This is a genomic window from Micromonospora sp. WMMB482, assembly GCF_019038635.1.
Lineage (GTDB): Bacteria > Actinomycetota > Actinomycetes > Mycobacteriales > Micromonosporaceae > Micromonospora > Micromonospora marina.
This window is the reverse complement of sequence record NZ_JAHOPD010000020.1, coordinates 5,738,033-5,763,813: the sequence shown is the minus strand read 5'-3', so window position 1 is coordinate 5,763,813 and position 25,781 is coordinate 5,738,033. Positions and strand designations below refer to the sequence as shown.

The 25,781-nt window shown below is 75.3% G+C and carries 27 protein-coding genes; 10 read left to right on the top strand and 17 right to left on the bottom strand.

Going from position 1 to position 25,781, the window contains the following annotated elements; all coding sequences use genetic code 11:
* Positions 1–76: 76 nt before the first annotated feature.
* Positions 77–1,522: an endo-1,4-beta-xylanase gene (locus tag KSK32_RS28175; RefSeq protein WP_216934181.1), complete on the bottom strand. Its 1,446-nt coding sequence runs from the start codon at positions 1,520–1,522 to the stop codon at positions 77–79.
* A gap of 383 nt (positions 1,523–1,905) precedes the next feature.
* Here KSK32_RS28175 and KSK32_RS28170 point away from each other — a divergent pair, with 383 nt between their 5' ends.
* Positions 1,906–2,751 (top strand): S1 family peptidase, encoded by an 846-nt coding sequence (locus KSK32_RS28170; protein ID WP_216934179.1) that lies wholly within the window; start codon positions 1,906–1,908, stop codon positions 2,749–2,751.
* 44 nt (positions 2,752–2,795) lie between these two features.
* Here the strand turns inward: KSK32_RS28170 and KSK32_RS28165 are convergent, their stop codons facing one another.
* The 3 genes from KSK32_RS28165 to KSK32_RS28155 form a co-directional block, all read right to left on the bottom strand.
* A complete protein-coding gene (locus KSK32_RS28165; RefSeq protein ID WP_216934177.1) occupies positions 2,796–3,155 on the bottom strand; it encodes a hypothetical protein in 360 nt (119 codons plus the stop codon).
* Positions 3,156–3,253: 98 nt separating this feature from the next.
* Complete coding sequence (locus tag KSK32_RS28160; protein ID WP_216934176.1) at positions 3,254–3,592, bottom strand: putative quinol monooxygenase; 339 nt, start codon at positions 3,590–3,592, stop codon at positions 3,254–3,256.
* A gap of 39 nt (positions 3,593–3,631) precedes the next feature.
* A complete protein-coding gene (locus KSK32_RS28155) occupies positions 3,632–4,594 on the bottom strand; it encodes a hypothetical protein (RefSeq protein WP_216934174.1) in 963 nt (320 codons plus the stop codon).
* A 163-nt stretch (positions 4,595–4,757) separates the two neighbouring features.
* On the opposite strand from KSK32_RS28155, the gene KSK32_RS28150 reads away from it, so the two are divergent.
* A complete protein-coding gene (locus KSK32_RS28150; protein WP_216934172.1) occupies positions 4,758–5,063 on the top strand; it encodes a DUF1330 domain-containing protein in 306 nt (101 codons plus the stop codon).
* Positions 5,064–5,076: 13 nt separating this feature from the next.
* Here the strand turns inward: KSK32_RS28150 and KSK32_RS28145 are convergent, their stop codons facing one another.
* Together KSK32_RS28145 and KSK32_RS33640 are read right to left on the bottom strand one after the other, a co-directional pair.
* Positions 5,077–5,613, bottom strand: a complete 537-nt coding sequence (locus KSK32_RS28145) for an N-acetyltransferase (protein ID WP_254187216.1) — start codon at positions 5,611–5,613, stop codon at positions 5,077–5,079.
* Positions 5,559–5,810 carry a hypothetical protein gene (locus KSK32_RS33640; protein WP_254187215.1) on the bottom strand — a complete coding sequence of 84 codons (252 nt, stop codon included), beginning with the start codon at positions 5,808–5,810 and terminating at the stop codon, positions 5,559–5,561. The genes KSK32_RS28145 and KSK32_RS33640 overlap by 55 nt, the downstream gene beginning before the upstream one ends.
* Positions 5,811–5,882: 72 nt before the next feature.
* Between KSK32_RS33640 and KSK32_RS28140 the strand changes: the two genes are divergently transcribed.
* From KSK32_RS28140 to KSK32_RS28125, 4 genes are all read left to right on the top strand, one after another.
* A complete protein-coding gene (locus tag KSK32_RS28140; RefSeq protein ID WP_216934170.1) occupies positions 5,883–6,305 on the top strand; it encodes a thioesterase family protein in 423 nt (140 codons plus the stop codon).
* Between the two features lie 88 nt (positions 6,306–6,393).
* The gene (locus KSK32_RS28135; RefSeq protein ID WP_069088624.1) at positions 6,394–6,681 is read left to right on the top strand and encodes a DUF1905 domain-containing protein; all 288 of its coding nucleotides are present in this window, start codon (positions 6,394–6,396) and stop codon (positions 6,679–6,681) included.
* Entirely contained in the window at positions 6,678–7,508 is an 831-nt protein-coding gene (locus KSK32_RS28130) for a Sir2 family NAD-dependent protein deacetylase (RefSeq protein ID WP_216934168.1), read from the top strand. The genes KSK32_RS28135 and KSK32_RS28130 overlap by 4 nt, the downstream gene beginning before the upstream one ends.
* 199 nt (positions 7,509–7,707) lie before the next feature.
* A complete protein-coding gene (locus tag KSK32_RS28125) occupies positions 7,708–8,934 on the top strand; it encodes a low temperature requirement protein A (RefSeq protein WP_216934166.1) in 1,227 nt (408 codons plus the stop codon).
* Between the two features lie 29 nt (positions 8,935–8,963).
* Here KSK32_RS28125 and KSK32_RS28120 read toward each other — a convergent pair whose 3' ends face one another.
* Positions 8,964–9,509 (bottom strand): hypothetical protein, encoded by a 546-nt coding sequence (locus KSK32_RS28120; RefSeq protein ID WP_216934164.1) that lies wholly within the window; start codon positions 9,507–9,509, stop codon positions 8,964–8,966.
* Between the two features lie 69 nt (positions 9,510–9,578).
* Between KSK32_RS28120 and KSK32_RS28115 the strand changes: the two genes are divergently transcribed.
* Entirely contained in the window at positions 9,579–10,151 is a 573-nt protein-coding gene (locus tag KSK32_RS28115; protein ID WP_216934162.1) for a TetR/AcrR family transcriptional regulator, read from the top strand.
* A gap of 3 nt (positions 10,152–10,154) precedes the next feature.
* Here the strand turns inward: KSK32_RS28115 and KSK32_RS28110 are convergent, their stop codons facing one another.
* From KSK32_RS28110 to KSK32_RS28100, 3 genes are all read right to left on the bottom strand, one after another.
* Complete coding sequence (locus KSK32_RS28110) at positions 10,155–12,896, bottom strand: AAA family ATPase (RefSeq protein WP_216934160.1); 2,742 nt, start codon at positions 12,894–12,896, stop codon at positions 10,155–10,157.
* Positions 12,897–13,096: 200 nt separating this feature from the next.
* A complete protein-coding gene (locus KSK32_RS28105) occupies positions 13,097–13,642 on the bottom strand; it encodes a hypothetical protein (RefSeq protein WP_216934158.1) in 546 nt (181 codons plus the stop codon).
* 12 nt (positions 13,643–13,654) lie between these two features.
* On the bottom strand, positions 13,655–14,197 hold the full coding sequence (locus KSK32_RS28100; RefSeq protein WP_216934156.1) for a hypothetical protein: 543 nt from the start codon (positions 14,195–14,197) through the stop codon (positions 13,655–13,657).
* A 253-nt stretch (positions 14,198–14,450) separates the two neighbouring features.
* Here KSK32_RS28100 and KSK32_RS28095 point away from each other — a divergent pair, with 253 nt between their 5' ends.
* Positions 14,451–15,380, top strand: a complete 930-nt coding sequence (locus tag KSK32_RS28095) for a diacylglycerol kinase family protein (protein WP_216934154.1) — start codon at positions 14,451–14,453, stop codon at positions 15,378–15,380.
* A gap of 4 nt (positions 15,381–15,384) precedes the next feature.
* Here the strand turns inward: KSK32_RS28095 and KSK32_RS28090 are convergent, their stop codons facing one another.
* Both KSK32_RS28090 and KSK32_RS28085 read right to left on the bottom strand, forming a co-directional pair.
* Complete coding sequence (locus KSK32_RS28090) at positions 15,385–15,645, bottom strand: hypothetical protein (protein WP_216934152.1); 261 nt, start codon at positions 15,643–15,645, stop codon at positions 15,385–15,387.
* A 10-nt stretch (positions 15,646–15,655) separates the two neighbouring features.
* Positions 15,656–16,054, bottom strand: coding sequence for a DUF2267 domain-containing protein (locus KSK32_RS28085; RefSeq protein WP_216934150.1), 399 nt, complete (start codon positions 16,052–16,054; stop codon positions 15,656–15,658).
* A 134-nt stretch (positions 16,055–16,188) separates the two neighbouring features.
* On the opposite strand from KSK32_RS28085, the gene KSK32_RS28080 reads away from it, so the two are divergent.
* The gene (locus KSK32_RS28080) at positions 16,189–17,469 is read left to right on the top strand and encodes an aromatic acid exporter family protein (RefSeq protein ID WP_254187214.1); all 1,281 of its coding nucleotides are present in this window, start codon (positions 16,189–16,191) and stop codon (positions 17,467–17,469) included.
* Between the two features lie 103 nt (positions 17,470–17,572).
* Complete coding sequence (locus KSK32_RS28075) at positions 17,573–18,286, top strand: RraA family protein (RefSeq protein WP_216934148.1); 714 nt, start codon at positions 17,573–17,575, stop codon at positions 18,284–18,286.
* 5 nt (positions 18,287–18,291) lie between these two features.
* On the opposite strand, the gene KSK32_RS28070 is transcribed toward KSK32_RS28075, so the two are convergent.
* From KSK32_RS28070 to KSK32_RS28050, 5 genes are all read right to left on the bottom strand, one after another.
* A complete protein-coding gene (locus tag KSK32_RS28070; protein ID WP_216934147.1) occupies positions 18,292–18,918 on the bottom strand; it encodes a response regulator transcription factor in 627 nt (208 codons plus the stop codon).
* On the bottom strand, positions 18,915–20,132 hold the full coding sequence (locus tag KSK32_RS28065) for a sensor histidine kinase (RefSeq protein ID WP_216934145.1): 1,218 nt from the start codon (positions 20,130–20,132) through the stop codon (positions 18,915–18,917). Before KSK32_RS28065 ends, KSK32_RS28070 begins: the two co-directional genes overlap by 4 nt.
* A gap of 114 nt (positions 20,133–20,246) precedes the next feature.
* Complete coding sequence (locus tag KSK32_RS28060; RefSeq protein WP_216934143.1) at positions 20,247–21,179, bottom strand: hypothetical protein; 933 nt, start codon at positions 21,177–21,179, stop codon at positions 20,247–20,249.
* A 105-nt stretch (positions 21,180–21,284) separates the two neighbouring features.
* Positions 21,285–22,472, bottom strand: a complete 1,188-nt coding sequence (dinB, locus tag KSK32_RS28055) for a DNA polymerase IV (RefSeq protein WP_216934140.1) — start codon at positions 22,470–22,472, stop codon at positions 21,285–21,287.
* Positions 22,473–22,568: 96 nt separating this feature from the next.
* On the bottom strand, positions 22,569–25,754 hold the full coding sequence (locus tag KSK32_RS28050; RefSeq protein ID WP_216934133.1) for a penicillin acylase family protein: 3,186 nt from the start codon (positions 25,752–25,754) through the stop codon (positions 22,569–22,571).
* Between the last annotated feature and the right edge of the window lie 27 nt (positions 25,755–25,781).

Genomic DNA, 25,781 nt, shown 5'->3' with positions numbered 1-25,781 from the left:
CCACTGTACGGTCGCCGGCGGGTGCCGCCGGGGACGCGACCCGGCACGGTCGTCCCGTGCCGGGTCGCGCCGACGGTCAGCCGGCCGCGCAGACCGGCGTGCCGGAGGGCGCGGTGCCAGTGCCCTGGAATCCGAACTCGGTGGTGCCGCCGGCACCGACCTGGCGGTTGTAGTCCACGTTGCGGAACGTCACCGCGCCGGTGGTGCCGCTGGCCTGGGCGCTCCAGGTGTTCGTGATCGCCGAGCCCGAGGGGACGGTGAGCGACACGGTCCACCCGTTGAGCCCGCCGGAGCCCGCGGTGATCCGGACGTTCGTGACGAAGCCGCCCGGCCACTGGTTGACGGTGAACGTGGCGGTGCAGGCGCCGGTCGGCGGGGGAGTCGTCGGCGGCGCGCTGGTCGGCGGCGTGCTGGTCGGCGGCGTCGAAGTGGGCGGGGTGCTGGTGGGCGGCGCGGTGGTCGGCGGCGGGGTGCCGCCCTCGTTCAGCGCGTTCAGCACGGCGGTGTACGCCTGCTTCTTGTTGCCGCTGCCGTCGAACAGCAGCGGGGTGCCGCTGGCCCGCCAGGAGTCGGTGTCCCGGATGCCCCAGACGGTGATTCCGTTGCAGCGCGGCACGGCCAGGCAGTCCCGGGTCACGTTGCCGTACGTGGTGGCCTGGCTGCTGCCGGAGCCCTCGATGTCCAGCTCGGTGATCTGCACGTCGACGCCGAGCGCGGCGAAGTTCTGCAGCGTGGTGCGGTAGTTGCTCGGGTACGGCGATCCGCTGTTGAAGTGCGACTGGAAACCGACGCAGTCGATCGGCACGCCCCGGGCCTTGAAGTCCCGCACCATGTTGTAGACGGCCTGCGTCTTGGCCCAGTTCCAGTTGTCGGTGTTGTAGTCGTTGTAGCAGAGCTTGGCGCCCGGATCGGCGGCGCGGGCGGCACGGAAGGCGGCCTCGATCCAGTCGCTGCCGGTGCGCTCCAGGTTGGAGTTGCGGCGGGCGCCGCTGTTGCCGTCGTCGAACGCCTCGTTGACCACGTCCCAGGAGTCGATCTTGCCGCGGTAGTGGGTGGCGACCCGGGTGACGTGGTTGAGCATCGCCTGGCGCAGCGCGCTGCCGGACATGTTCTGCGCCCAGCCGGGCTGCTGCGAGTGCCAGGCCAGCGCGTGGCCGCGTACCCGCATGCCGTTGGCCTGGGCGTGCGCGACGAGCCGGTCGCCGCTGGTGAAGTTGAACTGGTTCTGGGACGGCTCGGTGGCGTCCCACTTCATCTCGTTCTCGGCGGTGACCGAGTTGAACTCGCGGTTGAGGATGCCGACGTACGTGCTGTCGGAAAGCTTGTTGACCGCCACCGCCGTGCCGAAGTACCGGCCCTGCTCCGCCGCCGACGCGCCGAGCGTCGTGCCGGCGCTGGCGCTGGTCGCCACCGCTATCGTCGCGGCGACCACCGCGGCCCCCGCCGCCATCGCGACCACAGCGGTCCGCGGGCGTGACCGGGCTGCCGCGCTCCCGCTGCCGCGGGCGAGCACCTTGTCCATCTGAACGCCTCTCTAGCCTGTCAATGGGATCGGCTCGCCCCGGCCCACCGCCCGCCACGACGTCGGCTCCGCGCGGCCGCCCGGTGGCCGCGCCAGGTGAGGGAGTGACTCCCCGGCACATCGTGAGTGGATCGAAGCGAATCTCTGCCCGGAGCTTACCGGAAGCGTTCCGAAAACTTAATCACCTCGATGCGCCGACATCGGGGCACCGGGCATCGGGTGAGAGCGCGGAATTCGCGGGTGGGCGCGGGCTGCGGGCGCGCGCGTACCCCCGGCGCGGCTCCGGAAGTTTCGGGGGCCGCCGGTTCTGCCGCTTGAGTCGATCGCGTCACCGGGCCGATGCTTGGCGAATCGACCGTAGACGATGGAGGAGGTACTGGGGGATGCGCCGACCCGCGCTTGTCGTACTCGTCCTCGCCGCCCTGCTCGCCGGCACCCCGGCGATCGCCCGGGCCGGCGTCGCCGCACCGCCGCCCGGCCCCGCCGCGCTCGCCGATCTCCGCACGTCCGGCACCGCCTGGGGGCACGACCCGGCCACCGGCCGGCTCACCGTCACCGCCGACGACACCGTACGCGGGCGCGAGCTGGCCGCGTTGCGACGCACCGCCGACCGGGCCGGTGCGGTGCTGCGCCACGAACCCGGGCGGCTGCGCACGCTCATCGCGGGCGGCCAGGCGATCTACGGCGGCGGCGGGCGCTGCTCCCTGGGTGCCAACGTGCGCAGCGGCACCACCTGGTACTTCGTGACCGCCGGGCACTGCACGCGCCTCGCCGCCACCTGGTACGCCGACAGCGCCCGCACCACTGTGCTGGGCAGCCGGACCGGCAGCAGTTTCCCCGGCAACGACTACGGTGTGGTCCGCTACACCGGTACCGTCGCCCATCCGAGCGCTGTCCACACCTACCCCGGGCAGGTCACCGTCACCGCCGCCGGCAGCGCGTACGTCGGGCAGGCGGTCTGCCGCAGCGGCGCCACCACGGGCGTGCGGTGCGGCACCGTCACCGGGCTGAACCAGACCGTCAACTACGCCGAGGGCAGTGTCACCGGGCTCATCCGCACGAACATCTGCGCCGAGCCGGGCGACAGCGGCGGCCCGCTCTACGTGGCGGCGACCGGCACCGTCATCGGCGTCCTCTCCGGCGGCAGCGGCAACTGCACGAGCGGCGGCACCAGCTACTACCAGCCGATCCTGGAGATCCTCGCCGCGTACGGCCTGGCCATCCCCTGACCGGCGGGCCGGCCGGGGCGCGCGACGCCCGCCCCGGCCGGTGCTCAGCCCGCGCAGTTGTAGTTGCGGACCGGCCGGGTCAGCCGCTCCTGGCCCCCGAACGCCGCGTAGACCCGCAGGTGACACGGCAGGTCGACGTCACCGTAGTAGCTGACGACCTGGTCGTCGTAGTGCGTGGTGCCGCTGTCGGTCACCTGCCAGGTGCCGCCGTAATCGGACTGGATCTCCCAGTAGACGTCGCCCGAGCAGCCGTCCAGGCCGCGCGACCAGGCGATCAGGTTCGCACCGTTGTAGATCTCCGACTGCACCAGGGTGCAGGTCGCGGCCTGGGCCGGTGTCGCGGCCGCGAGCAGGCCCGCGGCCGTCATCGCCCCGGCGCCGAGCGCCGCCATCAGCTTGCGCATGCTTCAGCTCCTCCACGGTGGATGGTGGATCTTTCCGCCGAGGGTATCGAGAGGTGAAAACAAGCTTCAATGCCTGGACGGAAAACCGTGGGAAATCTTCAGCTCGTGGCGTCGCCGGGTACGGCCATCTCGCCCAGGCGCGACCAGTCCTGCTGCGGCACCGTCGCGTTGACGATCCGGGGCGTCTCGGCCAGGTGCGGCGGCAGCGTGCGCCGGGCGGTCCGGAAGTGCTCCGACTGCACGTGCGCGGCGCCCGCCTCGTCGTCGCGGAACGCCTCGACCAGCACGTACTCGGTCGGGTCGTCAAGGCTGCGGGACCAGTCGAACCACAGGCAGCCGGGCTCGGCCCGGGTCGCGGCGGTGAAGTCGGCGGCGATCCGCGGCCAGCGGTCGGCATCTTCCGGGCGGACCCGGAACTTGGCGGTAATGAAGATCATGGGATCAGGCTAGTCAGTGTCGGAGGCCGCCACGCGGCGTCAGCTCTTGGCCGCCGGCCCGAGGAGTTCGGCCGCCCGCCGGTCGGCGAACGCGGTGACGGCCTGCTGCCCGGCGCCGAACACGATCGCCAGGCCCAGCAGCGCGGCGGTGCTGCTCACGCTGGTCTCCACCAGACCGCCGATGACGAGCATGATGCCGACCACCGCCACCAGCGGGCCGATCGCGAGCTTGAGCAGCCCCTGCTGGAACGGCAGCTTGTAGGGCAGGCCGCCGGACCGTGAGGTGATCATCGAGGGCAGCGCGCTGAGGAAGGCCCCGAGCGCCCCGGCGATCAGCACGAAGAACAGCAGCCGCCAGGCCGGCACGCCACCGGCGTCGGTCGGCGCCTCCAGCAGCCGTACGTCGTGGCTGCGCCACTGCACCAGCACCACCAGGATCTCCGCCACCAGCGCGAACACCGACAGGCCCAGCATCCGGTTGCGCAGCCGGCGGGCCGACTCGTGGAACTCGTCGGACGCCGAGTGGTGGCGCAGCAGCAACGCCTGCACCCGGGCGCGCAGCAGCGCGTCGGACGGGGTGGCGGCCGACAGGTCGAGATCGGTGAGCACCTTGTCGTCGGCCGGCAGCACCTGCGCCGCCGCGCTGCGGTACGCCGGCAGCAGCCCGGTCAGCTCGTCCGGGGAGCGCAGCGCCACCATGGCCCGCTCCACCGAGTGGATCGTCTGCCACGCGTACTCCAGGTTGCCGCCGCGCAACCATTCGACCACACCGCTGCGTCCGAGCACTCCCTCCACCCCGGACAACTGCGCGCGCAGCGCCTCGGCCCGCTCCGGGTCGCGCGCGGACAGAACCGCGAGCTGCTGGTACAGGTCGTCGAGCTTGGTCCGCACGCGGACCTGCCACACCGCGCCGGGAACCGGCGCGGCGGGCCGGACCGGCCGGCCCTCCGGCGCGCTCCGGGGCTCGGGAATGGCCTCCGGCCGGGTCTCCGGTTCGATCATCGTGCCCCACCTCTTCCCCCACGCGGCGCTGACCTGCTATCAGTATTCGCAGGTCAGGGCCATAATGGCTAGAGCACACCGGACAGTTGACCGGGCTCGCGACGGCTCGGGATCCGGCCCGACGGACGAGGCCGGAGCGTCGGGCGGTCGGTAGCCTGAGCCGGTGACCGTCTACGCCCTCGCGCAGCTCACCATCCACGACCCGGCGCGCTACAACAGGTATGCCGCCGCCTTCCCGCCGGTGCTGGCCCGCTACGGCGGGAAGCTGCTCGCCGCCGACACCGCCCCTCGCGTGGTGGAGGGCGACTGGCCGCACCAGAAGGCGGTGCTGCTGTCGTTCGGCAGCCGCGAGGACTTCGAGCGCTGGTCCACCTCGCCGGAGTACCGGGAGATCTCCCGGGACCGGGAGGCGGCCACCGAGGGCGTGGTCCTGCTGCTCGACGGGATCGGTCACGCCTGGCCGGCGTGACCCGCAGGCCCGCTCAGAGGCGGTGCCGCACCCACACGTTGGGCTCCACGTACGCGGCGTGGTCGTGGTCGACGTCGACGAGCACCGGCGCCAGCGCGCCCGGCACGCGTACCGGGCCGGAGGTGTCGAACGGCAGCCCGGTCCAGCGCCGCCAGTCGGCGAGCGTGCCGGTCACCGTCATCGACCGGGGTGCGACCCGCTCGATCTCCCCGCCCGCGCGGACGTGCACCCGCAGCCACGGATCGGCCGGCAGTCCGTCCGGGCGGAGCCGGGCCGCGTACTCGGCCATCGGCACGTCCGGGACGGCGGCCTTGCCGCTCGGACGCACCGGCGCCACCAGCGTGTCGAAGCCCGCCCGGGCCACCGCCGTGCGCATGGCCGCGAGCATCAGCCCCGACACCCCGCCGCCGCGCCGGTCCGGGCGCACGCAGATCTCCAGCGCCGACACCAGGTTCGGCGTCGACCCGGTGAGCCGGCCCAGCGTGGCCCGCTGGATCACCCGGTCCCAGCCGCCGTCGGGCAGCTCGTCCTCGGTCCAGCGCAGCGGCACCGCGCGACGGCCCGGCCCGGCTCGGCCGGGTCGACGGCGGCGAAGACGAACTCGGGGTACAGCTCGTCCGCGACGGCGTAGTAGAGCGCGCCCATCGGATCCCAGAGCATGAACGGCGGCCAGGCGCCGTCGAAGTCGGTGTCCAGCAGCGGCGCCAGGTCGGGCCGCTGCGCCAAGGTCATGATCTCCAGAGTCACGCCGGGCAGGTTAGGGCCGCACGGCCCGGACCGCACGCGGATTACCGCTGCGCCCCTGGTTAGGCTGCCGGCATGGCAGATCCGTTCCGGGTCCGCGTCACCGTGCGCGGCTACGAGCTCGACACGCAGGGGCACCTCAACCAGGCGGTCTACCTCCAGTACGCCGAGCACGCCCGCTGGGAGTGCCTGCGCGCGTCCGGCATCGGCCAGGACCGGCTGCTCGCCGGCGGCGTCGGGCCGGTCGCGCTGGAGGTGACGGTGCGCTACCTGCGGGAGCTGCGCGGCGGCGACGAGGTCGACGTGACCTGCGAGTTCCACTGGGGCGAGGGCAAGACGTTCCGGATCGGCCAGGAGTTCACCCGCGCCGACGGCACCCCTGTCGCGTCGGTGAACGGCGTCGGCGGGCTGCTCGACCTCACCGGACGGCGGCTGGTGCCCGACCCGCGCGAGCGGTTCCGGGCGCTGGCCACCGACCCGGTGCCGATGAACCTGTAGCGCCCGGCCGGCTCCGGCGTCCACCCGGGTGCGGTTGCCGCCTCGCGGCTACTCCGGCCCTGTCGGTGCCGGCCCCTATCCTGAGCCGATGGAGCTGGCGTTCAGCGGCGAGGTGTGGTTCTGGCGCGGCCCGGCGCCGTACCACTTCGTCACGGTGCCCGACGAGCAGAGCGCGGCGATCGAGGCGGCCTCGGCGTCGGTCACCTACGGCTGGGGGATGATCCCGGTGACGGTCCGCATCGGTGGCACCGACTGGCGGACGTCGCTGTGGCCGAAGGACGGCCGGTACGTGGTGCCGCTGCGGGTCGCGGCGCGCCGGGCCGAGGGCATCGAGCTGGGTGACCGGGTCGACGTGCGGCTGACGGTGGACGTGTGACCGGGCCGGAGCTGGCCGAGGCGGGCCGGCTGCTCGCCGCCGCGCGGCGGCCGGTGGTGTTCACCGGGGCGGGCATGTCGGCCGAGAGCGGCGTGCCGACGTTCCGGGACGCCCAGACCGGGCTCTGGCGGCGGTACGACCCGCAGGAGCTGGCGACCCGTGCCGCGTTCCGGGCCGACCCGGCGCTGGTCTGGGGCTGGTACGAGGCACGCCGGCGCGGGGTGCGCCGGGCGCTGCCGAATCCGGGGCACCGGGCGGTGGCCGCGATCCAGGCGCGTCTGCCGGAGACGGTGGTGATCACCCAGAACGTCGACGACCTGCACGAGCGCGGCGGTGTGCCCGCCCCGGTACGCCTGCACGGCAGCCTGTTCGCGCCCCGCTGCTCGGCCTGCGCCCGCCCCGCGCCGTTGCCGTCCGACCTGCCGCTGCCGTCCGACCTGCCGCCGCCCTCCGATCCGCCGGTGCCGCCCGGCGAGCCGGAGCCGCCGGACGGGCCGCTGACCCCGCCCGCCTGCGCCGGATGCCGGGCGCCGGTACGGCCCGGGGTGGTGTGGTTCGGCGAGGCGCTGCCGGAGACGGCACTGGACGCGGCGGTCGAGGCGGCGTCCGGCTGCGACCTGCTGCTCACCGTCGGCACCTCTGCCCTCGTGCACCCGGCCGCCGAGATCCCGCTCGTGGCGGCCCGTCTCGGCGCGCCGGTGGTGCAGGTGAACCCGGTGCCGACGCCGCTGGACGAGATCTGCGCGGTGAACCTGCGCGGCCCGGCCGGCGAGGTGCTGCCCGCGCTCGTCCGCGCCGCCTGGCCCGACGCGGACGCCGCCGACTGAGCTGCCTGCGGCGGACGCGGCCCGTCAGGCGCCGCCCTGTCGAACGCGCCGCCTGACGGCTCGACCTCGCGCCTCGCCGCGCTGCCCGGCATGGACCGGCCGGCGGAGCGGGCCCGGCGTGATCCCGGGAATCGCCCGATCGCCCGCCCGGGGCCGCCTACCGTCGGCGCAGGAGGCGGACCGGCGGAGGGCGGCGGACGTGGGACGCGAACGGGTGCGACCGCGGCTGCGCCCACCCCGGCCGGGGCCGGACCAGCGCCGGGTCACCCCCTTCGAGATCTTCTTCGACCTGGTGTTCGTCTTCGCGCTCACCCGGATCATGGCGCTGATCGAGCCGCACCCGACCCTGACCGCGATGGCCCAGGGCATGCTCCTGCTCGTGCTGCTCTGGGTGGCGTGGCTGTCGTACGCCTGGTTGGGCAACCACACGCCCGCCGACGTCGGGGTGGTGCGCGGCGGGTTCCTGATCGCGATGGCCGCGTTGTTCCTGGCCGCGCTCGCCATGCCGGAGGCGTGGACGCCGGGTCCGGGGCTGGACGGGCCGCTGATCGTCGTGCTGGCGTACGTGGTGCTGCGCGTGGTGCACCTGACGCTGTTCCACTGGGCCGCCGCGGACGACCCGGAACTGCGCGCCCGGATCCGGTTCTTCGCGCTCGTCAGCGCCGTGGGCTGGGTGCCGTTGCTGCTCGGCGCGCTGCTGGACGGGGCCGCACACGCGGCGCTGTGGGTGCTGGGCTTCGCCGTCGAGGTGGCCGGTCAACGGCTGTCGTACGCCCGCCGGGGAGCCTGGCCGCTGCGCAGCCCGACGCACTTCGCCGAACGGTACGGCCTGGTACTGATCATCTCGCTGGGGGAGTCGGTGGTGGCCGCCGGGGTGGGCGCGGGCTCGGCGGTGACCGAGCCGCCGGTCCTCGCCGTGGCGCTCGTCGGTTTCGTCGTGACCGCCTGCCTCTGGTGGCTGTACTTCCACCGCACGTCCCCGGCGGCGGCCCGGGCGCTCGCCGCCGCGACGGCGGCGCAGCGGGACCGGATCGCCGCGGACGCCTACAGCCAGACCCATCTGTTGCTGGTCGCCGGCGTCATCTACCTGGCGCTGGGCATCGAACAGGTGCTGGAGCACGTCGCGGACCCGGAGGCCGGGCCCCGGCTGGATCTCTCCGCCACGGTGGCGCTGTTCGGCGGCGCGGCGGTCTACCTGGCCGGGCGGCTGCTGTTCCGCCGGCTGACCGGGCAGCCGGTCGGACCAGCCCGGCTCGCCGTCGCCGGGGCGGCACTGCCGCTGGCCGCGCTCGGGACGGTGCTGCCGCCACCGCTGGCGCTGGCTGCGCTGGCCGGGCTCTTGCTGGCCGCGCTCGCCGCCGATCGGCTCGGTGAGCCGGCCGCCGCCGGACGGCCGGGGGTCACCGACGCGCATCGACCGCTCTGAGGCCGGATCGCCGGCGCGGTCGGTGATCCTCAGGCGTCGCGCGGCGCCCGCTTCGGGAAGACGGTGTACGCGACCGGCCAGAACACCAGCCAGCCCGCCATCACCAGGGTGAGCCGCCCGGTCCACGCCCACAGTTCGGCGGTGCGGTCGCTGTCGCCGACCACGGCGATGCCGGCGAGCAGCACGGCGCAGGCGACCGCCCAGCCGAGCATGCCCTTGCCCCACTCCCGCCATTCGTGCCGGGCCCGCGCCATCCCGTACCGGGGGGCCCGGCGCGGGGGAGGGCCACCGGCGAACCGGTGCGCGAACCGCTCGTCGGCCCAGCGCACCATGCTGTGCCCGAACGCCACCGAGAAGCCGAGGTAGGCGGCGGCGAGGCCGTGGGCGAACGTGGCGGTGGCGCCCCGGCGCAGGTCGATCATCGTGGCGGCCAGCAGGACGACGTCGACGACCGGCACGGCGACCAGCAGGGCGGCGCCGAGGCGGGGCCGCCGCAGCGGGTACCGGGCGATCAGGCCGGCGAGCAGCACCACCCAGAACGCCACCTCGCATCCGACGATGACTGCCACGAGCATGCGGTCTCCTTTTTTAGTACGCTGTGCGACAACCGTAACAGCATTCGTCGACCACGTTCCGGAGGGCCCGTGCCCAAGATCGTCGATCACGACGCGCGCCGTGCCGAACTGGCGCGGGCGATGTGGCGGGTCGTCTACCGCGACGGCGTCGGCGCCGCCACCGTGCGCAGCATCGCGGCCGAGGCGGGCTGGTCACCGAGCGCGCTGCGGCACTACTTCGCCACCCAGACCGACCTGCTGGTGTTCGCCATGGAGCACGTGCAGGCCGAGGCCGCCGAGCGGATCGCCGCCGGGGACCGCAGCGGCAGCCCGCGCGAGGTCGCCCAGCGGATCCTGGAACAACTGCTGCCGCTGGACCGCCAGCGCGTCCGCGAGGCCGAGGTGTGGCTGCTGCTCGCCGCGCGCGCCCGGACCGACCCGGCCGCGCGGGCCCGGACGGCCGAGGCGGACGACGGGATCCGCCGTGCGGTCGAGCTCGCCGTCGTGCTGCTCACCGGGGAACCGGCCGCCGACGCGGTCGCCCGGCTGCACGCGGTGCTCGACGGGCTCGCGCTGCACGCGCTGCTGTACCCGGAGCGGATGCCGCCCCGGCGCGCCCGGGAACTGCTCGGCGCGCACCTGGACGCGCTCGCCGCGTCCTGACGCTCAGTCGCCGGGCGGCCGGCCCATCGCCGCGCCCAGCTCGGCGCGGCTGGCGATGCCGAGCTTGCGGTACACCCGGGCCAGGTTGGCCTCCACCGTCTTCGGGCTGATGTAGAGCGCGTCGGCGATGAGCCGGTTGGTCTGGCCCCGGGCGGCGAGCCGGGCGACCCGCTCCTCGGTCGCGGTGAGCGTCGTCGGTGCCGGGGTGCGGGCGCCGATACGGCCCAGCTCCGCCCGCGCCCGGTCGGCGAACGCGGACGCGCCGAGTGCGTCGAACTCGGCCATCGCCGCTTCGAGCGCCGCCCGCGCCTCCCGGCGTCGCCGCACCCGCCGGTACGCACGGCCGGCGGCGAGCAGGCAGCGGGCCCGGTCCAGCGGCAGCACCGCCTCCGGCACCGCGGCCCGGGCCTGCGTCAGCGCGTCCAGCGCCGCGCTCGGATCCGCACCGGTCGCGCCGGCCAGCAGAACCCGGCTGCGGGCCAGCCCGAGCGTCGTCCACGGTCGTGGCAGCCGGCTGTGGCGCCGGGCCAGTCGGTCCAGCGCGGTGTGCGCAGTGTCCAGGTCACCGGCGCCCACACACGCCTCGATCCAGTCCGGCTCGAAACGCTGCCCCAGTGGCTCGGCGATGCCCGACCCGTCCAGGTCGGCGGCGAGCGCGCCGAACGCCGTCGCGGCGGTGGCCCACTCCCCGGACGCCAGCGCCACCAGCCCGGTGAGCTGGTGGTGCAGTCGCCGGCTCCACGCGTCGGCGAGGTCGTCGTCGCGGCGCAGCCCGGCGGCGGCGGCACCGGCCTGCGCCAGCCGGCCCCGGTGCGCGTCGAGCACACCACCCAGCCAGCTCTCGCCCACCAGCCCGGTGCCCAGCTGCTCACCCAGGTCACGGGCGGCGGCGATGTGCGAACCGGCCTCGGCGAAGCGCCCCGCCAGCAGTTCCGTCTCGCCGAGATGGGTCAGCACCTCGTGCCGCAGCGGGTCGTCGCCCCGCGCCACCGCCAGGTCCAGCATCAGGTGCAGCCGGGCCCGCGCCCGGTCGTGGTCGTCGACCGACTTCCACCAGATCGCCGGCACCGAACCGGCCAGGAAGGACGGCTCGCCGTCCTCCAGCGCAAGCGCCCGGTCCAGCAGTTCCGTGGGCGCCGGGCCGCCGGCGCGTACCTCGTTGAAGAACAGCAGCAGCAGCGCGGCGGTCAGCAGCGGGCGGTGCTCGTCGCGGCCGGACAGGCGGGCGATCGCGGCGCGCGCGTGCCGGCGGGCCGGCTCCGGCTGGTCGTGGAACATGGTCAGGTGGGTGTGGATCCGCCCGGCCAGGTCGCCGTCCGGCCCGGCGGCGGCGAGCGCCTGCTCGGCGATCCGGACGGCGGTGACCAGGTCGTCGGCGCACCACGCGACGAGCGCGCGCAACAGCAGCGCCTCGCCCCGCTCGGCGCCGGTCAGCTCACCGGCCGCCGCCTCGGCGGCCCGCCCGGCCGCCGCGTAGTCGCCGCTGTCGATGCGGCACTGCACCGCGTCGAGGCGGCGCCGGTTCCGGTCGGCGGCCGACGACGGCGGGGTCAGCTCGGCCGCCCGGGCGTACCAGTCGGCGGCGAGCGCCGATGCGCCGCGCATCCGCTGCCGGGCCGCCGCGGCGGCCAGGTCCGCGGCGACGGCGGCGTCCGGTGTGACAGTGCACCGGGACAGGTGCCGGGCCCGCTCGTCCGGGTCGGCGACCGCGCCGGCGAGCAGCGCGTGCAGCCGCCGCCGGGCCCCCGGCGGGATGCTCTCGCGCACCGCCGCCGCGTACCGGGGGTGCGCGAAGTCGATCCGGCTCGGCGTGACCACGACCAGCCCGGCGTCCTCGGCCGCGTCCAGCGCTCCGGCCGGCACGTCCGCCGCCGCCAGGTCCCGCAGCGTCGGCACGGTCAGCAGCGCGGCCAGCCGCACCGCGTCCCGGCTCGGGCCGGGCAGCGCCCGCAGCGTCTCCGCGAGCAGCAGGCGCAGCGACGACGGTACGGGCAGGTCCTCGTCGTGCGCGGGCGGGCGCGGCAGCCGCAGCACCGCCCGGGCCAGTTCGATCGCCAGCAGCGGGTTGCCGTCGGCGTCGCGGGCCAGCCGGTCGGTGAGCGGACGGCTGAGCGTGCCGCCGAGCCGGGCGGCGAGGACGCGGTGCAGGTCGGGCGGGGTGAGCGGGGGTACGCCGGCGCGCAGCAGCGCAGGCCGCCCGGCCGGGTCGTCGTCGAGCCCCAGCGGCACCGGCACCGGAGGGCTGTCCCCGGTGCGGTGGGTGGCCAGGACGGCGGGCCACCGGGTCAGCCGGCGCAGCGCGAACCGCAGCGCCCGGGCGCTCGGCGGGTCCAGCCACTGCGGATCGTCGACCGCGAGCAGCACCCGGGGCGCGTCGGTGACCGCCGCGTCGAGCAGCGTACGGGTGGCCGCGCCCACCGCCCGCTCGTCCACCGCGCCGTCGTGCTCGCCGGTCAGCAGCACCATGTCGGCGGCGACCCGTTGCGGCGCGGGCAGCCCCGGTAGCGCGTCGGCCAGCGGGCGGAGCACGTCGGCCAGTGCCGCATACGGCAGCGCGGTCTCGGCCTCGGTGGGCGCGGCGGACAGCACCCGCCAGCCGGTCCGCCCGGCGTGGGCGACCACTGCCCGCCAGAGCGCGGTCTTGCCGATGCCGCTCGGACCGTCGAGCAGCACCGGCGTACCGGAGGTAAGGGCGCGCCACACCCGCTCGACGACCGCGTCGCGGCCGACCAGTGCGGCTTCCATGGCGGGATGGTGGCACAGCCGCGCCCGCGAACCCAGCGTCGGCGCGGCCTAGCCCGGAAGCTGTCCGCATATCGAGACGGCGATCACCTCCTGATCGCGGTGGACGGCGGCGGTTCGCCGCCGTCCACGGCCAGGTCGAGCACTCGTCCCAGGCCGCGTCCGGTGAGGAGCATGACCCGGCCGGCCGCGCACCGGCCGCCTCACATCCGGCCGGCGACGGTACGGGCGAGCCGTTCCAGCGGCGCCCGGTTCTCCTGCGGGTCGTTGAGCCGCACCAGCCGCACCGCCACCCACAGCTCGCCCTTGCGCAGGAAGAACGCCTCCGCGGTGAGCAGTGCCTCGTCGGCCGTCCCGGCCAGCTCACGGATCTCGTGCCCGAGCTGCCGTTCGATGTCGAGGTACTTCTTGGCGCCGTCGCCCACGAACACCTCGACCTGAGCGGTCGGCCCGCTCACCGGTCCGGTGTAGGTGCACGACTGCCCGCCCACCACCGGTTCCTGCAGCGGGGTGCCGGCGAGGCGTTCCGCGTCGGCCTTCGACACCAGCGCGCACGCCTGCGGGGCGGCGGCGTCGTCCGCCGGTTCGGTGCTCGGCTCCGCCGGCGCCTCCCCGGTCGGCTCCGCTACCGGCGCGCCTGCACCCGGGGGGGTGCCACCGGTGGCCGGCGGTTCGTCGCCGCCGCAGCCGGCCGAGGCGGTGAGCAGGGTCGCGGCCAGCGTGAGCGCGATCAGTCCACGGGTTCGCATGCCTGCCCCCGCTCAGTCCGGGATCGCGTCGAGCGTACGGCGCAGGATCTGCTCGTTGCCCGCGGTGCCGCCGCCGAAGCTGCTGATGGTGACCGTGTACGTGCCCTTGCCGTCGATCAGCACCGCCTCGCCGCCGATGTCCTTGACCGCGAGGTAGCTTCGCTCGCCCCGGTCCAGGTCGACGACCTTCTCGTACTGCTTGCCGGCCTGGTCGTGCTGGTAGTCGTAGGTCGTCGCGCCGGCCTGGGCCGACGCGGTGGTGACGGTCAGGCTGGCCACTCCCTTGCCGTCGCCGAACGCGCAGTTCCCGTCGTCACGCATGCTCTGCCCGACGATCTCCGACACCTGAGCGGCGGTGAACGGGCAGGGCGGGCGGACCGCGGCGAGCGCGCCGGGGCCCGCGTCCCCGTCCTCGGCGACATCGGCCGGTGCGGAGTCCGGCGGACCTGCGTCGCCGCCGTCGCACCCGGCCGGGGCGAGCAGGGCGAGCAGCAGCAGGGGCAGCGCCAGCCGGGCGCGGCCGCTCCGGGACGGTGTGAGCGCGTCAGATGCCATGCGGTCGACGCTAGGCGCGTCGTCACCTCCCGTAATCGGGAGTTTCCCTATGTGGTGACCTTGCGTACGGACGGGTCCGCCCCAACGGGCTTCGGCTGGACGGCGTCCGGCCGCCCGGCGCGGATCGTGAGCCGCTCCACAGTGGTGACTGGGCGTGCGCCAACCAGGTCGGCGGTGCGGTCGATCACCGAACCGCACCGCGGCCGAGGCGGCGGCCCGGTCCCGCCGGGTGCCGCCGGATAGGGTCGCATCCGTGCGGACCAAGCAGGAGCTGTCGACGGCGATCCGGGAACGACGGCGGGCGGTGCTCGTGGTGAACGCCCACTCCCGCCGCGGCCGGCGGCTCTACGACACCGTCCACGCGCGCCTGCGCGCGGCCGGTTTCGCGCTGCTCGGCGCGTACCCGGTGGACCGGCCCGGCGAGCTGGACCGGGTGCTCGCCGAGGCCGCCGACCTGGGGCCGGACCTGCTGGTCACCGGCGGCGGCGACGGCACCGTCGGCGCCGCCGCCCGGCTGCTCGCCCACCGGGACGTCGCGATGGGCCTGCTGCCGCTGGGCACCACCAACAACTTCGCCCGCACCGTCGGCGTCCCGCTCGACCTGGACGCCGCGATCGCGGTGCTCACCGGCGGCAAGGTGATCGACGTCGACCTGGGCCTGATCGGCGACACCCGGTTCACCAACCACGTCGGGGTCGGCCTGTCCGCCGACATCATGCAGGCCGCGCCGCCCGGGCTGAAGCGGGTCGTCGGGCGGCTCGCGTACCCGCTGACCGGGCTGGGGCTGCTGGCCCGGCACCGGCCGCTGGCCGTCACGGTCCGCGCCGAGGGCCGCGAGCACACGTTCACCACGCATCAGGTGTACGTGGCCAACGGCGGCTTCCACGCCGGCCGGCCCATCACCGCCGACGCCACCGCCGACGACCGGCTGCTGGTCGCGTACCCGGTGGGTGGGCCGACCCGGCGCGGGCTGCTGCGCGAGACGGCGCGCAACGCGGCGGCCGGCCACCGCCGCACCCTCGGCGACGAGCCGTTCCTGGCGGTACGCCAGCTGTGGCTGGACACCGACCGGTCGGCCCGCATCGAGGTCGACGGCGAGCCGTACGGGCGGACGCCGGTCCGCATCGGCCTGGACCCGAACGCGTTGCGGCTGATGGCCCCCGCCGGCAGCCCGGATCACTGACCGGTCAGGCCCAGTGCTCCTCGTCGGGCAGCGGGATCTCCGTGTTCTGCTCCACCGCGTCGGCGGCGGTCAGGTCGTCACGCACCGACTCGCCCAGGCCCGCCCGGTCGCTCGGCGGGCGCAGCACGCCCTGCTCGGCCAGGTCCGCCTCGCTCGCCTCGGGCACCGCCGTGCCGACCGTCTCGGGCGGCCCGACGAGCGTCTCGTCCTGCCGCTGCTCCTGCGCGTCGGCCTCGGGCGGGCGGCGCAGCGCGTCCTCGCTCATCGCGTCCCCGTCACGCCGTGCGCCGCACGTACGGCGCGATCTGGTCGGCCACGTCGCCGTACTCGGCCGGGAGCTGACCGACGACCTGGGCGTAGGCGGCCGGGTCGACCGCGTCGCGCAGCACGTCGAACACGGCCGTGATCCCGTCCCGGGCGGCGTCCACGTCGACGTCGGCGCGTCCGCTCACCCGCTCCACGAACACGTCGAGCCCGAACGGCTCGGCGTCCTCGGCCGGGCCGAACGCGTACGCCCGCAGCGCCTCCGGCAGCCGGTCGGCGAGGTCGCGCGCCTCCCCGCCGTCGATCCGCTCGGCCAGCGTGGTCAACGTCGCCCGGGTGATCGCGGTGGCCTGCTCCACGGACGCGCCGCACCGCTGGGCCACCGCGTCGATGAACTGATCCTGGTCCATCTCGCCGCCTTCCTCCGCCGGGATTGCGGGATTCCCACGCTCGACCTCCGCAAACGGGCCGCGAGCCCGAGGCGCCGCCGACCCGGCACGGCGCGGGGCACGATTCATCGGCCCGGAGCCGGGTAACCGCCGTCATGACCGACCGTCGCGCCGACACCGTCCGCTCGCCCCTGGACCGGGCGGCCGAGCGGGGCGGTCTCGCGCTCTCCCGGGCCCGCGCCGAGGGCGGCGCGGCCGGCCGGAACCGGCTGCGCCAACTGGAGATCACCGTGGTGATCTCCGCGCAGGCGGGGCTGGCCGCGGCGCTCGCCGCACTGCTCGCCGACGAGCTGCTCGGCTCCGGCGCACACGTCTTCGCCCCCGCCGCCGCGGTCGGCACCATCGCCACCGCCATCGGCCAGCGCGCGCGCCGCACGTTCGAGCTGCTCGTCGGCGTCGGCCTGGGCATCGTGGTCGGTGACCTGCTGCGCGCGCTGCTCGGCAGCGGATCCTGGCAGACCGGCCTGGTGGTGACGCTCGCCATCGCCACCGCGTTGCTGGTGGCCGGGCGCGGCGGCGCGCTCGTCGGCCAGGCCGGCGGTACGGCGGTGCTGATCGCCACGCTCGCGCCGGTGCAGCCCGGCCTGGAGCTGCCCCGCATCTTCGACGCGCTGGTCGGCGGCCTGGTCGGTCTGTTCGTGGTGGCGCTGCTGCTGCCGATCAACCCGATCCGCGTGCTGGACCGGGCGGTGGCACCGGTGGTCGCCCGGCTCACCGAGCAGCTCGACGCCGTCGCCCGTGCGCTGACCCGGCGGGACGCCGACGCGGCCCAGCGCGCCCTGGAGGATCTGCGCGGGCTCGAACCGGACATCGGGCGGCTCAACGACGCGCTCAGCGGGGCCGAGGAGGTGGTCACGATCGCGCCGGCCCGCTGGCACCGCCGGGCCCGGTTCCACAGGTACGCCGACGCGACGCAGCACCTCGAACGGCTGGTCCTGTACGCCCGCTCGATCGCCCGTCGCTCCGCCACCGCGTTGCAGTACGACGAGCCGATTCCGCCCGCGCTGCCCGACGCGGTGACCCGCCTCGGGGACGCGGTGCGGGAGCTGAAGCGGGCCTGCAAGTCCGGGGAGGACCTGGGCCGCACCCGGGAGCTGGTCCGGCAGAGCGCCGAGCTGGCCGGGCGCGCGTGGTCGCAGGGGGTGCGCGCCTTCGGCGAGGCGATGATCAGCGACCTGCGGACCGGGCAGAGTGAGCTGCTGCGGGCCACCGGCTGCCGGCCCGAGGACGCCAACAGCACCGTGCGCCGGGCCGCCGGGGCGGGGGAGGCGGAGGCGCGCCCACCGGTCCGGGCCCGGATGAGCCGGCCGGTCCCGCGCCGCACCGCCGGGCAGGGCGCGCGGGGCATGTTCCGCCCGCCGACCCGCGTCGCCTGACCCGGCCCGGCCGCCCGCCGCCGTCCGGCCCGGCGGCTCGCCGCAGGCCACCGGGCGTCAACTGGCACCTGCCCGGGCCGGGCCGGCTGGTTAGCGTCGGCGCATGGACATCCGCCAGGACGCGCCGGCCGCGCGTTTCGCCGCGCTGACCACCGCCCACGTCGCCGACGCCTGCCTGCGCGCCGGCGTCCCCGTCCGCTGCGCCCCAGCCGCCGTCGTCCCGGTGCTGCCCGGGCGGCGCCTGGCCGGCCGGGTCCGTCCGGCCCGGCACGCCGGCAGCGTGGACGTCTTCCTGGAGGCGATCGAGCGGGCCACCGAGGGGGACGTGCTCGTCGTCGACGACGGCGGGCGCACCGACCGGGCCTGCGTCGGCGACCTGGTGGTGCTGGAGGCGCGGGCCGCCGGCCTGGCCGGACTGGTGGTGTGGGGCGCGCACCGCGACACCGCCGACCTGGTCGCGGTCGGGCTGCCCGTGTTCAGCCTCGGCGCCACTCCGAGCGGGCCGCTGGAACTGGACCCGCGCCCGGCCGGGGCGCTGGAGCACGCCCGGGTCGGACCACTCACCGTCGGCCCGCGGGATCTGGCGCTGGCCGACGACGACGGCGTGCTGTTCGTGCCCGCCGACCGGGCCGGGGAGCTGTTCGACCTGGCCGAGTCGATCCGGGACACCGAGCGGCGGCAGGCCGGCCGGATCCGGGCCGGGGAGTCGCTGCGCGCGCAGGTCGGGTTCGGCGCGTACCTGGCGGCCCGGGAGGCGGATCCGGCGCTGACGTTCCGGGCGCACCTGCGGGCGGTGGGCGGCGCGATCGAGGAGTGACCCGGTCAGCCGCCGCGCGCCCACAGTGCCAGGCGTACCCGGTTGGCGCTGCCGGTCTTGGTCATCAGGCTGGTGATGTGCGTCTTCACAGTGGTCACCCCGATGTGCAGGCGGTCGGCGATCTCGGTGTTCGACAGCCCGTCGGCGACCAGGTCCAGCACGTCCCGCTCGCGGGCGGTCAGGTCGGCCGTACGCCGTGGCGCGCCGGCGCGGGCGTGCACCGCGCGTTCGACCAGCCGGCGCAGGACGTCCGGACTGAACGGGCTGTCCCCGGCGGCGGCACGACGGACGCCGTCGAGCAGGTCGGCCGGTGGCGCGTCCTTGAGCAGGAACCCGCAGGCGCCCGCGGTCAGCGCGGGATAGAGGTGGTCGTCGTCGCCGAACGTGGTGAGCACCATGATCCGGGTGGCCGGCCGGTCGGCGAGGATCCGGCTGGTCGCGGTGATCCCGTCGACGCCGGGCATCCGCAGGTCCATCACCACCACGTCGGGGCGTAGCCGGGCTGCGAGGGCGACCGCGTCCCGGCCGTTGTCGGCCTCGCCGACGACCTCGAGGTCGGGCTGGGCGTCGCAGAGCATCCGCAGACCGGCCCGGATGAGGTGCTGGTCGTCGACCAGCAGCACCCGGATCACGTCGGCTCCGGCGTACCGGCGCGGGGCCGGGGCGTGTGGCGGGCGGGCCCGGCCGCGGGCAGCACGGTCCGGACCCGCCAGCCGGACCCGGTGGGCCCGGCCTCCAGCCGCCCGCCGAGCACCTCGACCCGTTCCCGCATCCCGACGATGCCGTGCCCGCCGCCGGAGGGCACCCCGGCCGGCGCGGCGCCCCGCCCGTCGTCGGTCACCGCCCAGTGCACCGCGCCGTCCTCGACCGACACGGTCAGCCGCGCCCGGGCCGCCGCGCCCGCGTGTTTCGCCACGTTCGTCAACGCCTCCTGGGTCAGTCGCAGCACCGCCTGGCCGCGTACCGCGTCGAGCGTGCCGACCGCGGGGTCGATGTCGGCCTCCACCACGACGCCCGCCTGCCGGGCCCGGTCGACCGCCGCGCCGAGCGCAGCCGGCAGCGCCGACGGATCGATCGCGGTCAGGGCGGCGTCGCCGCGTACGCCGTCCGGGTCGCGTAGCACCGCCACCAGCCGCCGCAGGTCGGTCAGCGCGGCCGTGCCGGTGGCGTGCACGTCGTCGAACACCTCGCCGACCCGGGGATCCAGGTCCGGCAGGACGTGCCGGGCCACGCCGACCCGCAGCACCATCGACGCGACGTGGTGCGCGAGCACGTCGTGCAGTTCCCGGGCGATGGCGCCGCGCTCGTCGGCACGGGCCGCCCGGTTCTCCGACTCGTGCCGGCGCCGTTCCGCCTCGGCCCGCTCCTGGGCCTGCCGCCCCAGTTCCCGGGTGGTCCGCACGACCAGCCCGAGCAGCAGCGGCAGGCCGACGGTGACGGCCAGCCCGAACAGGCCGGTGAGCGCGGTACGGACCGGTAGCCCGATCAGGCCGGTCAGGTCGACGGCGGCGAGCAGCCCGGCGCCCAGCCAGATCGTGCGGGGCCGGGTGGCCCGCATGGTCAGCTCCAGCAGCGCCCAGCTCGCACCGACCTGGTTGATCGTCTCGTCGTCGACCAGGACGAGCGCGGCGACCAGCAGGGACGACTGGAGCAGCAGGTTCACCAGCGGCCGGCGGTGGCACAGCAGCGCCAGCAGGAACGCCGGGACCGCCAGCGCCCACTGCGCGCCGGTGGCGGCCGGGCCGCCGTGCGCGCCGAAGACCAGGTAGCCGATGCCGCTGAGGTCCAGCAGCAGGATCCGCGCGAATGTGTCGCGCGCGTCGAACAGCCGGCCGACCCACCTCACCGCGTCAGCCTAGGCAACCGCTGCGACCGGGGGCCACCGTGTTCACCGGCCGCCGCCACCCGACCGGCGGTCCGGTATGGACCGCCGGGCCGAGCCGGCCGAGGCCCATGGCGCTCATCCGACCAGCACCACACCGGTACGCCGGGCCCGGCGGGCCAGCACCAGCGTGGTGGCCGCCGCGGTGGCCACCACCAGCACCCCCGCGGCGGCGAGCGTGAGCGCGTCCGGCGCGAGCAGCGGCTGCCCGCGCAGCGCCTGCCCGGTCACCAGCAGCGTCAGTCCGGCGTACGCGACCCCGCCGACGACCACCAGCCGGGCCCGGGTCAGCTCGTCCAGGCGTGCGCCGAGGAACCGGTCGAGCAGGATCGCCAGCAACGGCAGCGCCTGCAACGCGTGCATCCCGACGAAGTGCCCGACGCGCAGGTCGCCGCCGGTGGTGCTCCAGCCGAGCAGCGGCAGCCCCGGGCCGCCGTCGGGCACGCCGACGCTGTGCGCGCCGCTGATCCCGGCGGGTGCGCCGGCCGGGCGCTGCGCCACCATCGGGAACGCGACGAGCATGCCGAGCAGGGACACGGCGAGACCGAGCCGCACCGCGTATCCGCCGGCCCGGTCCGGAAGCGACCGGCGGGCCAGCACGACCGCCAGCACGAACTGGGCCGCGAACAGCACGGTGATCGCCACGCCCATGACGTCGAACAGCCTCGCGTCCAGCGTGGTGGTGCCGTTGAAGTGGCTGGTGGTGCCGCGGAGCACCTGACCCACGATGACGGCCATCTCCACCACGGACACGGCCACGATCACGGTGGCCGCCCGCTCGGCCGCCCGGCTGCGGCGGGGCAGCAGGGACAGCATCCAGGCCAGCGTGACGCCGTAGAGGACGAACGAGATCGCGAACTTCAGCGGCTTGAGCCAGATGGGCGCGCCGGTGAGCACGCGCGGGTCGGCCACGGCGCCGACCGCGGCGACGACGGTGAGCACCGCCATCGCGGACACGAGGAGCATCAGGGGGCGGTGCCATCCGGCCGCCCGGTTCCGCAGGGTAGTCATGCCTGTAGATGCTCGCGACGGGCCGGACCGGTCGCGCCCGCCCGCAGGCCGCACCCGTGGCCGCGGGTCGGAGGTCGTCTCCTACCGGGGGAGGAGGCCGGCCGGTCAGTCCGGCAGCCGGGGCATCTCGACGCCCGGGTCGCGGCCGAGCAGCACGCCGCGCGTCAGCGCCCGCGAGCCGAAGCGGTCCCGTACCGCGTCGACGGCGGCGTCCAGCGCCGGGCCGGGTTCGGCGGTGAACGGCAGGGCGAGCTGGGTGTGCCCGCTGCCGAGGTTGCCCACCGACACGCCGAGCAGCGTGACGCCCCGGTCCGCGATCTGCGGCAGCGCGGCGCGCAGCAGGTCCCGGGCGGCGGCCCGCAGCGGCCCGGTCTGCGCGGTCGGCTCGTCGAGCGTGTGCGACCGGGTGGCCCGGGTGTAGTCGGCGAAGCGCAGCCGCAGCGTCACCGTGCGGCCGGTGCGCCGGGCGGCGCGCATCCGCCCGGTGACCCGGTCGACCAGCCCGGCCAGCACCGCGTCCAGGTCGGCGGGGGAGTGCGGCCCGCGCCCCAGCGCGTGCTGTGCGCCCATCGAGGATCGGCGGCGGCCCGCCTGCACCGCCCGGGGGTCGCGGTTGTGCGCGAGGGCGTGCAGGTGCCGCCCGGCGCCCGCGCCGAGCAGCGACACCAGCGCCGGCTCGTCGAGCCGGGCCACCTGCCCGACGGTACGGATGCCGCGTTCGCGCAGCCGGGCGGCGGTGACCGGGCCGACGCCCCACAGCCGTTCGACGGGCAGCGGGTGCAGGAACGCCAGTTCCCGTTCCGGCTCCACCACCAGCAGCCCGTCCGGCTTGGCCACCCCGCTTGCGACCTTCGCGAGGAACTTCGTCCGGGCCACGCCGACGGTGATCGGCAGTCCGACCTCGCGGCGTACCCGCTCCCGCAGCGCGGCCGCGACGCCGGGCGGCGCTCCGGCGAGCCGCCGCAGCCCGCCCACGTCGAGGAACGCCTCGTCGATGCTCAGCCCTTCGACCAGCGGGGTGGTGTGCCGGAAGATTTCGAACACCGCCCGGCTGGCGGCCGTGTAGGCGGCCATCCGGGGCGGCACCACCAGCGCGTCCGGGCAGAGCCGCCGCGCCTGCCGGCCGCCCATCGCGCTGCGCACGCCCCGGGCCTTGGCCTCGTAGCTGCACGAGAGCACCACTCCGCCGCCGACGATCACCGGCCGGCCGCGCAGCCGGGGGTCGTCGCGCTGCTCGACCGAGGCGTAGAACGCGTCCAGGTCGGCGTGCAGGATGGTGGCCTCGCTCGACACCCCGCCATCATCGCACAGGTGTTCTAATCAGCGTGGCTGACCTGCCCGGACAGGCGACCGGCCGGCGGGAGCATCCCGCCGGCCGGCCGCCTGTGGTCACCGTCCGTAGACCTCGAACTCGTAGAGCGAGAAGCCGTACGAGGTGGCCCGGGTGACGCCGTACATCCGCACGTAGCGGGCGCTGACCGGGGCGAACGTCACGTTGTCGACGCCGCCGTTGCCGGTGGTGGTGCTGAACACCGGCTGCCAGGAGTTGCCGTCACCGGAGACCTCGATCCGGTAGCCGGTGGCGTAGGCGGCCTCCCACCGCAGCACCGCTCGGCTGATCGTCCGGGCCGAACCGAGGTCCACCCGCAGCCACTGGTTGTTGTTGTAGCTGCTGGCCCACCGGGTGCCGAGACTGCCGTCGACCGCCTTGGCCGGGGTGAGGCTGGTCAGGAACTGGGTGCTGGACGCGGTCGCGGTACGGCCCTGCGCCAGGTTGGTCACGGTGTCGCCCCGGCGTGCCGGGAACGAGACGACCTGCTGGTAGGTGGGCCGGTTCTGCCAGGCGATCAGCGGATGGGTGATGCCGCCGAGCCCGGACTGGGCGATCGAGTCGGCGCACCACTGGTCACCGGCCCCGCAGGACGAGTCGCCCGGGTAGACGGTGGTCGCGGGCGCCGTCGCGGCCTGGCCGAGCGTGTCGAGCAGCGCCTGCCGGCACGCGCCCAGGTTGCCGTTGCCGCAGTACGTGCGCCCGAGCCCGCCGGCCACCGGGTCGCCGAGCACGGCCCGCAGATCCTTGTCGACGTAGCCCCACCAGCCGTGCTGGAACGACGAGCCCTTGTGCGCCTGCCCCTGCGACGCCCAGCTCACGGTGCCGTCGCGGGCGCCGTTCTGGCCGCCCGAGGGCGCCTCGTTGACGTCGAGCGCGTCGACGAGCGCGGCGTACAGGTCGGGGCCGAGCCCGGGGCGGAACTGCGCCGAGGCCAGCAGCGGCCACCAGGCGTCGAAGATCCGGATGGCCTCGGCGTGCTGGTAGACCTTCGAGCCGGGCGACGTCTCCACCCGCCGCGACCCGGCCTGCTGCCAGGCCCGCAGCTTGGCCACCGCGGCGGCGAGCGCCGGGTCGGTGACCGGCGTGCTGTCGAGCACCCGCAGCAGTTCGCCGAGTACCTGCTGCCCGCGCAGGTCGGTCACGGCCGCCTCGGCGGTGATCCGGACGATGTCGGCGCGGCCGACCTTGCGCTGGGCGATCGCGGCCTTCACCGGGCCGTCGAGCAGCTGGCCCCGGTGCACAGCGCCGTAGCTGAAGTTGCCGTCGGCCGCGCTGAAGTCGCGCGCCTGCTTGTTGTTCCAGCTGACGTAGTAGTCCTGGTTGACCGACTGCGGGTGGGCCGACGCCGGGGCGTACGTGGCGTCGTTGGTGTCCGGGTTCCAGCCGGCCCACTCGTACGCCGGCTCCGCCTTCGCCGGCAGGTTCGGGTCGAGCCCGGACGGGCGGACCGGGTTGGAGCCGGAGTTGTAGTACGCCGCCTCGGTCGAGTTGACGTAGAACCAGTTGAACGCGTACCCGACGCCGGCCGCGGACGCCTGGAACGCCGCCGCGCTGCCCATCGCCGCCGGGTCGTTGTACGCCTGGAAGCCGATCGCCGAGTCGGCCTCGTGCCGGTAGGTGGAGCGCAGCTTGGTGAACGCGGTGGGCTGCCCGTTCACCAGCCCCCGGTAGGCCACCAGCCCGTACTTGGTGCGCAGCGAGCGCAGCGTGTACGCGCCGGCCGGAGTGGAGTCGGCGAGCGTCGGCGACCAGGAGTTGCGCTTCTCCAGCACCTCCATGGCGACGCACTGGCCACGGTACAGGTAGCGGTTGGAGCGCAGCGTCGGCGCGCTGCCGTCGGTGGTGCACAGCGGCACCGCGTACGTGTCGGTCAGGTCCTGGTTGGCGGAGGTGGCGCTCCACGCGTAGTCCTGGCCGCGGCCGAGCAGCACGTAGAGGTTCAGCCCGGCGAACGCGGCGCCGCGGGCGCTGATCCCCGGCCCCTGGAGTTCCTGGAGCATGAGCAGTTGCGGCGCGAAGTAGCCGGTCTGCGGGCCGAACACGGCCACCGGGTTGCCGCTGGTGGTGTGCCGGCCGGAGACCACGACCGCGTTCGACATGCCGTGCGCGCGCAGGTTCGACAGCCCGCCGAGCAGGTCCTTGGTGGCAGCGCTGCTGCCGGTACGGGCGGCGGCCCCGCCGGTGGCGTCGTACGCCAGCGGCTCGGCGACCACGGTGCCGGCGTCGGGCAGCACCGCACTGGTGGCGCCGGGTGGCGTCGCGCCGTACGGGAAGCTCTGCCCGTCGTGCAGCGTCAGCACGGTCTCCGGGTCGTTCTGCGAGCGGAACGCCGTCCAGACCCGGTCGCCCTCGGTCGGGCCGTACTTGGCCCGGGCGGCGACCCGGACCAGCGCGGACTGCATCTCGCTGCCGCCGCCTCCGCCGAACAGCCCGCCGATGACGCCGGCGGTGGCGATCAGGTCGGTCATGGTGAAGTGCTTGGGCTTGCCGGCGCCGGTGAGGACGTACTCGCCGGGGTAGTTGTCGTCGGCGATCGACTTGTCGATGTAGGCGTTGATGCCGGCGATGTAGTCGACGACGTCGGTGTAGAGCTGCTGGCCCCGGGTGCCCTTGAGACGCAGCGCGTCCACCTGGGCCTGGAGGTCGGCCTCGGAGTACGGCGAGTTGGCCCAGATGCTCTGCTCCAGCTCCCGGTTGCCCGGCGCGCCGCCCGCGAACGAGGTGAGCGTGCCGCGTCCGGCGTGCCGCAGCAGGTCCATCACCCAGAGCCGGTCCTGGGCTCCGGCGTACCCGGCGCCGAACATGGTGCCGGCGCGGGTGGTGCCGGTGACGTGCGGGACACCGGTGGCCCTGTCCCGCACGATGGTGACGTCCGAGCGCGGCGAGATCCTGCTCTCGACCTGCGCGTCGGGGACGCCGAACGAGGCGTCGTTGTAGAAGTGGGCGATCTGCTCGTCGGTCAGACCGGCATAGTTGTAGACCAGGTTGGCGTACTCGTCGAGCTGGTCGCTGGAGTGCGCCGGGCGGGTGCCGAGCGCCTGGTGGGCGAGGATGGCGACGAGTGTGGCGTTGCCGTTCTGCCCGGGGGGCAGGATGTCGGCGCACTGGCCGAGGCAGTAGTCGTCGGGGGTGAACGTGGTGGCGGCGAGCGCCGGTGACGGCGGAGTGACCGTCAGGACGCTCGCGGTGAGGGCGGCGGCGGTGAGCGCCGCGAGACGGGCGCGGATGGCGGGTCGTGGCATGGCGATCCTCCGGGGACGCGGAGTAGG